Source organism: Streptomyces sp. 796.1 (genome assembly GCF_047525675.1).
GTDB lineage: Bacteria > Actinomycetota > Actinomycetes > Streptomycetales > Streptomycetaceae > Streptomyces.
Genome location: NZ_JBLIWA010000082.1, coordinates 1 through 8,971, shown reverse-complemented (window position 1 = coordinate 8,971; position 8,971 = coordinate 1). Strand labels below are relative to the sequence as shown.

General features: G+C 77.9%; 3 protein-coding genes and 1 pseudogene. 3 read left to right on the top strand and 1 reads right to left on the bottom strand.

The window, feature by feature from the left end; translation table 11 throughout:
* Positions 1 to 114: 114 nt before the first annotated feature.
* From cobT to ACMA1D_RS31530, 3 genes are all read left to right on the top strand, one after another.
* Positions 115 to 6,009 carry a nicotinate-nucleotide--dimethylbenzimidazole phosphoribosyltransferase gene (cobT, locus tag ACMA1D_RS31540; RefSeq protein WP_414727402.1) on the top strand — a complete coding sequence of 1,965 codons (5,895 nt, stop codon included), beginning with the start codon at positions 115 to 117 and terminating at the stop codon, positions 6,007 to 6,009.
* A gap of 314 nt (positions 6,010 to 6,323) precedes the next feature.
* The gene (cobA, locus tag ACMA1D_RS31535; RefSeq protein ID WP_414727401.1) at positions 6,324 to 7,574 is read left to right on the top strand and encodes a uroporphyrinogen-III C-methyltransferase; all 1,251 of its coding nucleotides are present in this window, start codon (positions 6,324 to 6,326) and stop codon (positions 7,572 to 7,574) included.
* A 90-nt stretch (positions 7,575 to 7,664) separates the two neighbouring features.
* Positions 7,665 to 8,483: a TrmH family RNA methyltransferase gene (locus ACMA1D_RS31530; protein ID WP_414727400.1), complete on the top strand. Its 819-nt coding sequence runs from the start codon at positions 7,665 to 7,667 to the stop codon at positions 8,481 to 8,483.
* 294 nt (positions 8,484 to 8,777) lie between these two features.
* Here the strand turns inward: ACMA1D_RS31530 and ACMA1D_RS31525 are convergent.
* Positions 8,778 to 8,971: pseudogene (locus ACMA1D_RS31525) on the bottom strand (serine/threonine protein kinase); the annotation flags it as partial.

The window sequence follows — 8,971 nt, the reverse complement described above, 5'->3', positions numbered from 1 at the left end:
GCGGACGCCGCCGCCCGCAACCCGGCCGAGCAGGCCGGCGCGGGGCAGCCGACGGCCGCGGGTACGGCCCCCGCAGGGGCACCGGCGACCGACTCGTCGGCGCAGCCCACCGCCGTGCAGCCCGGCCCTGAGCAGAGCGCCGCCGCGGCGGGCGCGGCGACCGGCACGGACACCGCGCCGCCTGCCGCCGCGAACGCCACTGCCACGGCCGACCAGGTGCCGGGCCAGGCCCCGGCCACCGACGACGCCGTCCCGGCCGGCCCGGGCCGCCGGCGCCGCTGCCCCGCGGCGCCCACCGACCAGCCGTCCAGTGACGCAGCGGCTCCCGCCGCCCCGGCCACCTCCGGACCGTCAGCACAGCCCGTACCTCCCGTACGGTCAGCACAGCCCGAACAGGACGCACCACTGCCTGCCGAGACCACTCCCCAGACCCAGCCCGAGGCGCCCGCCGGCGCAGCGGGTGCGGCCGACGGCGCGCCGGCCACGGCCGCGCAGCCCGTACCGCAGGACGCCGCGCAGCACCCCGACGCACCGCAGGGCGCCGCCAGCGCCGCGGCGGCTGCTGTGGTCACGGGTACGGCTACTGACGGAGGCACGGGCGCCGGCGCGGCGTCTTCTGCCACGGTTCCGACGGCTGCGTCGACGGGCCCGGCCGGGAGTGCCAAGTCGGCGGCGAAGTCCGCGCCGAAGGGGCGCGCCGGAGCCAAGTCCCGCCGTGGCGCGGCGAACGGCGCACCCACGGCGGGCACGCCGCAGTCCGGTACGCCGGCCGCCGCGACGGCGGAAGCGCAGCCCGCCCCGCAGGTTGCCGAGGACGCGCCGGCCGCCACGGCCGTACCCGCCGGGCCGCAGCCCGCCGCCGTACCCGCTCCGGGCGGTGCGCCGCAGCCGGTGACGAACGCAAAGGCAGCCGACGGGGCCGCTGTGGCTCCCCCCGCAGACGGTGCCGAACCGCCCGCGCAGCCCGCATCCGACCAGCCGGATCAACCAGAACAGCCGGCTCAGTCGGCTCAGTCGGCATCCGCCGACGCTGCGACGGCGTCCGCCGCCGGGCAGGACGCCGCGACGGGCGACGCGGCGACGGGTGACGCCGCGCAGGGCAGCGGGCCGGCCGGTCGGTCGGCCGATGGTGCTGTTGTCGCCCAGCCGGCCGGGGGAACTGTTGCCGCACCGGCGGCCGACGGAACCGCTGCCGCCCAGGCGGCCGGGGATTCCGCGCCGCAGGATGCGCAGCCGTCCACCGATGCCTCCGCCTCCGTAGCCGCCTCTGCTCCTGCCTCCGCCGAGTCGGGTGCGAGCCAGCCGGCTGACGGAACAGCGGCCCCCGCCGCCCAACAGGTGCCCGATGCAACCCCGCAGGCCGCGCAGGCCACCGCACCGGCCGACCAGGCCGACGGGGCCGCAGCGACGGGGTCCGCGACGCCCGCACCCGAGGCCAGCGCCCCGGCGGAGGCCGGACGGAAGCCCGGGGCCGCCGCCACGACCGAGCCGCAGCAGGGGACGAAGGCCGGCCGGCCGGCTGCGGACCGGAGCCCGACGGGCCGGCCCGAGGCCGCGGCCGGTGCGGCCGACGACGCGCAGCCGACCCCCGATCAGCCGACCCCCGGTCAGCCGGCTGCCGAGCAGAGCGCCGATGCCCCGGTTGCCGCGGGCCCGGGCCCCGCGTCGCAGGCACCGGAAGACTCGGCCGGGGCGGATCAGGACGGTACGGAGCAGGCGGCTGCCGAGCAGAGCGGTACGGGTCAGCCGACCGCAGCGGCCGGGACCACGGGAGCGGACGCCAAGAGCGCCGCACCGACGTCCGTCACGGGGCCGTCCGCCGATGCGGATTCCGCGAACCAGCCCGCCGCCGGCCAGGTGGTGAGCGAGACCGACGCGCCCGCTGCCCCGGCGGACGGGGCCGCGCCGACCACGGAGCCCGCACGGGCCGCCGCGCCTGCGGAAGCGGCCGAGTCCGGACAGGCCGCGGACGCCGGGAAGGCCGCCGCCGCGACGGCGGTCGACGCCGGGCAGGTGGCTGGTTCCGAGCAGGCTGCCGAGACGGTCGACCCCGCGGAGCGGGCGAACGCGCCCGAGCAGGTGCAGGACACCAACCCCGCGCAGACCACCAACCCCACGCAGCCTGAGGGACAGGCACAGCCCCCCGCCCCCGCGCAGGCCGTCGAACCGGCGCAGGCCAGCAAGGTCGAGCAGGCCGCGAAGACCGCGCAGCCCGCCGGGGGAGCGGCCACGGCCGGGCCCGGTGTGGGCGGGCCCGCGGGCGAGGCCGCGAAGGCGGGCGCCGGGACCGCGAAGGCCAAGGCGGGCGCCGGCAAGACCAAGGCAGCACGGGCGAAGGCGGGCCAGCCGGACACGGTTCGTACGGGCGTGGACCCGGCGGAAACGGGTCGTACGGATGCGGGCCAGCCGGAAACTGGTCGTACGGGCGCAAGCCAGTCGGAAGCGGATCGTACGGGCGCGGGTCAGGCGGACACGAGCCACGCGGACGCGGCGGCTGCCGAAGGCCAGCCCTCGGCCGGCGACGCGCACCCCGCCTCGCAGACCCCCGCCAAGGAGTCCGCCACCCCGGTGACGGCCGTCAGTTCCCCGCCCACCTCCGCCAAGGAGCCCGGCGGCACAGCGACGGCCCCCGCCACCCCGGCGAAAACCACCACCACCCCGGCGACCGCGCCGACAGCCGACCAGGCACCGCCGGCCGCCGGCCAGCCGGCGCCGGACGCCGCACAGACCCCGCCGAACGGGGCGACCGAGGAAGCACCGGCGCAGAACGCCGGTGCCGCACCGGCGCACGACGGCACCCCGGCCGGATCACCGGCCGGAACGCACCACACGACAGAAGCCGGCGCTGCGCCAGCGGGTTCCGAGACGGAACCCGCGGTGACGGCCGCGCCGGCGGGCTCCGTACCACCGGAAGCCCCGGACGGAGCCCCCACCATGCACTCAGCACAGCCGACCGCATCGACCCAGGCCACCCAGCCGACCCCGACCGCCCAAGCGCCCCAGGCCGGCCAGCCAGCACAGCCGGCCCCTGCCGCCGCAGCCGACGGATCTCCGGCCACCGCGGCCGACCAGAGCGGCACCAACGCGACCGAGCCGGCCGCAACGGACCCGGCGCAGCCGCAGCAGCCCCCGGCCGCCGCCGAACCGGCCCCGGCCGGGCAAGAGGAGGAGGCGCAGCCGAACGCGGCGGACCAGCCGAAGGCCGAGCAGTCCGCTGGGCAGCAGGCCGCCGCGGCAACACCGGCCGAGGCAGGGCCCGCCGCCGCTGCTGCCACGGCAACCGCCCCGGCCGCCCCGGCGGCGAGCCCCGTACCGCAGGCGCCGCAGGACGCGCCCGCGGCCGAGCCCACCGCGCAGGGCCAGGACGCGCAGCCCGCCACCCCCACCGCCCCGCAGCCCACCGGCTCCCCGGCTGACGCGGCCGAGGCAGCCGACGCGACCGGCGCGGCGACGACGCCCGGCGCGACCGACGAGGCGAAGCCGGCCGATGCGGCCGGCGCGGCCGGCGCGGTGAACACCGCCGGCACACCCGACGCAGCCGAAGGCGACGCCGCCCAGGCCACCGCCGCCGGGGCCACCACCGAACCCGCTGGCACCGAACCCGCTGCCCCCGAAGCCGCCGTTGCGACCCAGCCGGCAGCAACGCCGCCGCCACCCGCCGCCCAGGCCACGCAGCCCACCACGGCCAAGGCAGCCCCCGCGACCGCCGACGGCACCCCCGCCCCGCAGCCCGCCGAGGCGAGCGCGCCTACTACGGCGAGCGCCGAACCGGCCGAGGACGCCGCTCCGGCCGCAGCCGCGACGACCCCCGGCCAGACCGCCGAAGCGCCCGTACCCGCCGCCGAAGGGGACACGCCCGTACCGGCAGCCGGCGGCGGCACACCGGCACCCGCAACGACCGCACCCGCCGCGACCACCCCCGCCCAACCGGCCGGGCCGTCGGGTCAGACCGCGGGGCGGGACTCCGCGGCCCCCGCCACCCCGGAAGCCGGCCCCGCCGCCCCTGCCACCCCAGAAGAGGGCGCGAGCGCTTCGGAAGAAGGCCAGGCCACCCCGAACACAGAGGCGCCCACCCCGCAGCCCACCGCCGCGGCGCGGGCCGCAGCGAACCCGTCGCTCGTACCGGCGCAACAGACCGGCCAGCCGGCCGGTTCGCCGCCGGCCGAAGCCGGCCCCAACCCCGGCCCCGGCCCTGACGCGGCCGAGGTCCCGGCAGCGGACATGGCCGCCGTTCTGGAGATCGCGGAGGCGCTGCCCGAGGACGCGGCGCAGCGGCCCGCGGCCGAGGGGTACGCCGAGGCCGAGCGCGCCGCGGTGCACCGCGTGATGCGCGAGCGCCGCGACATCCGCAACGGCTTCCGCCCCGACCCCATCCCGCACGAGGTGCTGCTGCGCGTCCTGGAGGCCGCGCACACCGCGCCCAGCGTCGGCCACTCCCAGCCCTGGGACTTCGTCGTCATCAGGTCCGCCGACACCCGGCGGGCGATGCACGCGCTGGCGGAGCGCCAGCGCGACGCGTACGCCAAGTCGCTGCCGAAGGCCCGGGCCAAGCAGTTCAAGGAACTGAAGATCGAGGCGATCCTCGACACCCCGGTCAACATCGTCGTCACCGCCGACCCCACCCGCGGCGGCCGGCACACCCTCGGCCGGCACACCCAGCCGCAGATGGCGCCGTACTCCTCCGCGCTCGCCGTGGAGAACCTGTGGCTCGCCGCCCGGGCCGAGGGGCTCGGCGTCGGCTGGGTCAGCTTCTTCGACGAGCGCGAGATGGTACGCGCCCTCGACCTGCCCGAACACCTGGAGGTCGTCGCGTACCTGTGCGTCGGGTACGTGGACGAGTTCCCGGCCGAGCCCGAGCTGATGCAGGCCGGCTGGTCCAAGCGGCGTCCGCTGTCGTGGGTGGTCCACGAGGAGACGTACGGCCGGCGCGCGCTCCCCGGCGAGCAGCCGCACGACCTGCTCCAGGAGACGCTGCGCGGCATCCGGCCGCTTGACGCCAAGGCGCTCGGCGAGGCGTGGGAGCGGCAGAAGCGGATGACGAAGCCGTCGGGCGCGCTCGGCATGTTGGAGATCATCTCTGCCCAGCTCTGCGGCCTGTCCCGGAAGTGCCCGCCGCCGATCCCGGAACCCGCCGCGGTGGCCATCTTCGCCGGCGACCACGGCGTGCACGCGCAGGGCGTCACCCCCTGGCCGCAGGAGGTCACCGGCCAGATGGTGGCCAACTTCCTGGGCGGCGGCGCGGTGTGCAACGCGTTCGCCAACCAGGTCGGGGCCGAGGTCTGCGTGGTGGACGTCGGCGTCGCCGCCGAACTGCCCAGCACGCCCGGGCTGCTGCCCCGCAAGGTGGCACCCGGCACCGCCGACTTCACCGCGGGGCCCGCCATGACCCGGGAGGAGGCGCTGCGCGCCATCGAGGTGGGCATCGAAACCGCCCGTGACCTCGTCGCCGCCGGCAACAAGGCGCTGCTCACCGGCGAGATGGGCATCGCCAACACCACCGCGTCCGCCGCGCTCATCTCCGTCTACACCGGCGCCGACCCGGCCGAGATCACCGGCCGCGGCACCGGCATCAACGACGAGACGCTGGCCCGCAAGGTGGACGTCGTACGGCGCGCCATCGAACTCCACCAGCCCGACCCGGCCGACCCGATCGGCGTGCTCGCGGCGCTCGGCGGGCTTGAGCACGCGGCCCTCGTCGGCTTCGTCCTCGGCGGCGCCTCGCTGCGCACCCCGGTCATCCTGGACGGGGTGAGCGCCGGCGCCGCCGCCCTGGTGGCCCGCGCGATCGCCCCCGAGGCGCTGGCGGCGTGCATCGCGGGACACCGCAGCGCCGAACCCGGACACGTCGCCGCCCTCACCAAGCTGGGCCTGCGCCCGCTGGTCGACCTCGACCTGCGGCTCGGCGAGGGCACCGGCGCCCTGCTCGCCCTGCCGATCGTGCAGAGCGCGGCGCGGGCCATGCACGAGGTGGCCACGTTCGACGCGGCGGGCGTGACGGAGAAGGGCTGATCCGGGTGGGCGCCGGTGCCCCAGCCGGGCCCGGGCCGGCCGCGCGACACCGCGGCCGGCCGGCCCCCGGCAGGTGCCGCGCCCCCCCGGCTCGACCGCCCACGCCCCGCCCGCCCCGGTCCGGCCCCACCGCCGGCCTTTCCCACCCGACCGCCGCCCCACCACCGCACCCGGCCGGTCCCCAGCCGGCCACCGGCGCCCCCCACGCGGTCCCGTGCCCACCCCCGTAAGGTGTCCGCAGGGCCCGCGCCCATCCTGACCAGCCGCTCCGGTGCAGTAGCGGCGCCTTCAGCCGTACGAGGAGCCGTACCGTCATGTCCGAGAACCCCGCCTACCCCGTAGGGCTGAGACTGAGCGGACGGCGCGTGGTCGTCGTCGGCGGCGGGCAGGTGGCACAGCGCCGACTGCCGGCGCTCATCGCCGCGGGCGCGGACATCGTCCTCATCTCGTCGTCGGCCACCGCGTCCGTCGAGGCCATGGCCGACGCGGGGGAGATCCGCTGGGAACGCCGCCGCTACCGGGACGGCGACCTGGCCGATGCCTGGTACGCGCTGATCGCCACCGGCGACGCCGAGGCCAACGCCGCCGCGTCAGCCGAGGCCGAGTCCCGCCGCGTGTGGTGCGTACGCAGCGACGACGCCGAGGCCGCCACCGCCTGGACGCCGGCCACCGGCCGCAGCGACGGCGTCACCGTCGCCGTGCTCACCGGCCGCGACCCGCGCCGCTCGGCCGCGGTGCGCGACGCGATCGTGGAGGGCCTGCGGGACGGCACCCTGGCCGCCCCGCGCCACCGGCAGCCGACCGGCCGCGCCACCGACGCGCCGGCCCCGCTGCCCGGCGTGGCCCTGGTCGGCGGCGGCCCCGGCGACCCCGACCTGATCACCGTGCGCGGCCGGCGGCTGCTGGCCGCGGCCGACGTGGTCATCGCCGACCGGCTCGGCCCGCGCGACCTGCTCGCCGAACTGCCGCCGCACGTCGAGGTGATCGACGCGGCGAAGATCCCGTACGGCAGGTTCATGGCCCAGGAGGCCATCAACCAGGCGCTCATCGACCACGCCAAGGCGGGCAAGGCCGTGGTCCGGCTCAAGGGCGGCGACCCGTTCGTGTTCGGCCGGGGCATGGAGGAGGCCGAAGCGCTCGCGGCGGCCGGCATCCCGTGCACCGTGGTGCCGGGCATCTCCAGCTCCATCAGCGTCCCGGGCGCGGCCGGCATACCCGTCACCCACCGCGGCGTCGCCCATGAGTTCACCGTGGTCAGCGGCCACGTCGCACCCGAGGACCCGCGCTCCCTGGTGGACTGGGCGGCGCTCGCCACACTGCGCGGCACCCTCGTCCTGCTGATGGCCGTGGAGAAGATCGGCGCCATCGCCGCCGCCCTCATCGCCCACGGCCGTCCGGCCGACACGCCCGTCGCCATCGTGCAGGAGGGCACCACGGCCGCCCAGCGCCGGGTGGACGCCACGCTCGACACCGTCGGCGAGGTCGCCAAGGCCGAGGGCGTACGGCCGCCGGCCGTCATCGTCATCGGCGCCGTGGTGGCCGTCGGCCCGGGCCAACAGCCCTGACCGGCGGGCCGCGGCCGGCCCGCCCCCCCCTCACGCCCTCGTCTTCCGCACCCCGCCGTACGCCCCGACCCAGACAAGGCAGCTCAGCACGTGGCCGAACCCCTCACCATCGACGACCCGGCCGATCCGCGGCTGGCCGACTACACCGGCCTGACCGACGTCGAGCTGCGCCGCCGGCGCGAACCCGCCGAAGGGCTCTTCATCGCCGAGGGCGAGAAGGTCATCCGCCGGGCGCTGGCGGCGGGGTACGGCATGCGTTCCATGCTGCTTTCGGCCAAGTGGATCGACGTCATGCGCGACGTCATCGACGAGGCGCCGGCCCCGGTGTACGCGGTCGATCCCGCCCTCGCCGAACAGGTGACGGGCTACCACGTGCACCGCGGCGCGCTCGCCTCGATGGCCCGCAAGCCGCTGCCGGACGCCGCCGAACTGCTGGCCGACGCACACCGGGTGGCCATCCTCGAAGCGGTCAACGACCACACCAACATCGGCGCCGTGTTCCGCAGCGCGGCGGCCCTCGGCATGGACGCGGTGCTGCTCTCGCCGGACTGCGCCGACCCGCTGTACCGACGCTCCGTCAAGGTCTCCATGGGTGCGGTGTTCTCCGTCCCGTACGCCCGGCTGGAGAGCTGGCCGCGGGACCTGGCCCGGGTCCGCGAAGCGGGCTTCGACCTGCTCGCCCTGACCCCCGACGCGCAGGCCGTCTCCATCGACGAGGCGGCCCCGCACCGGCTCGACCGCGCGGCCCTGCTGCTCGGCGCCGAGGGCAGCGGCCTGACCCGGCACGCCCTGGCCGCCGCCGACTCCTGGGTGCGCATCCCGATGGCACACGGCGTGGACTCGCTCAACGTCGGCGCGGCGGCGGCTGTCGCCTTCTACGCGGTCACCGCGGGCCGCCCGACCGCCTGATCCCGCGCCCGCCGGCACCTACGCCCCGACCGCACCGGCGCCCCCCGTGTGTGCCGGACCGCGCCCCCACGGCTCCGCCTCCCGCGCCGGGAATGACCCGAGCGGCCGGAGGACGGCACCGGGCAGCACGACGAGGTCGGCCGGCGCGGCCCACACGGGCCCGCGCGGGGGTCGCGGGGCGTACGCGACGTACGAGAGGTACGAGCGGTGGGCGGGCTCACGAGCGCCGGGTACGGTCACGAGCGGTGGGCGCGCCGCGGAAGGTGGCGCGGCGTCAACCCGCGGACGGTGCGCTCACAGCGCCTGGGCCACCGCGATGCCCGCCGCCACGAGCAGGGTCACGACCACAAAAACGATCAGCCGCTGCCGGAGCATGCGGCGCCGGGCGTCGGTCGGCCGCCGGCCGGTGCTCGGCCCGCGGCCCGTGGGGCGGCCGTCGCCGCGGCCACCGGGGCGCCCGGTACGTGCGGAACCGGTGGCCGCCGGGC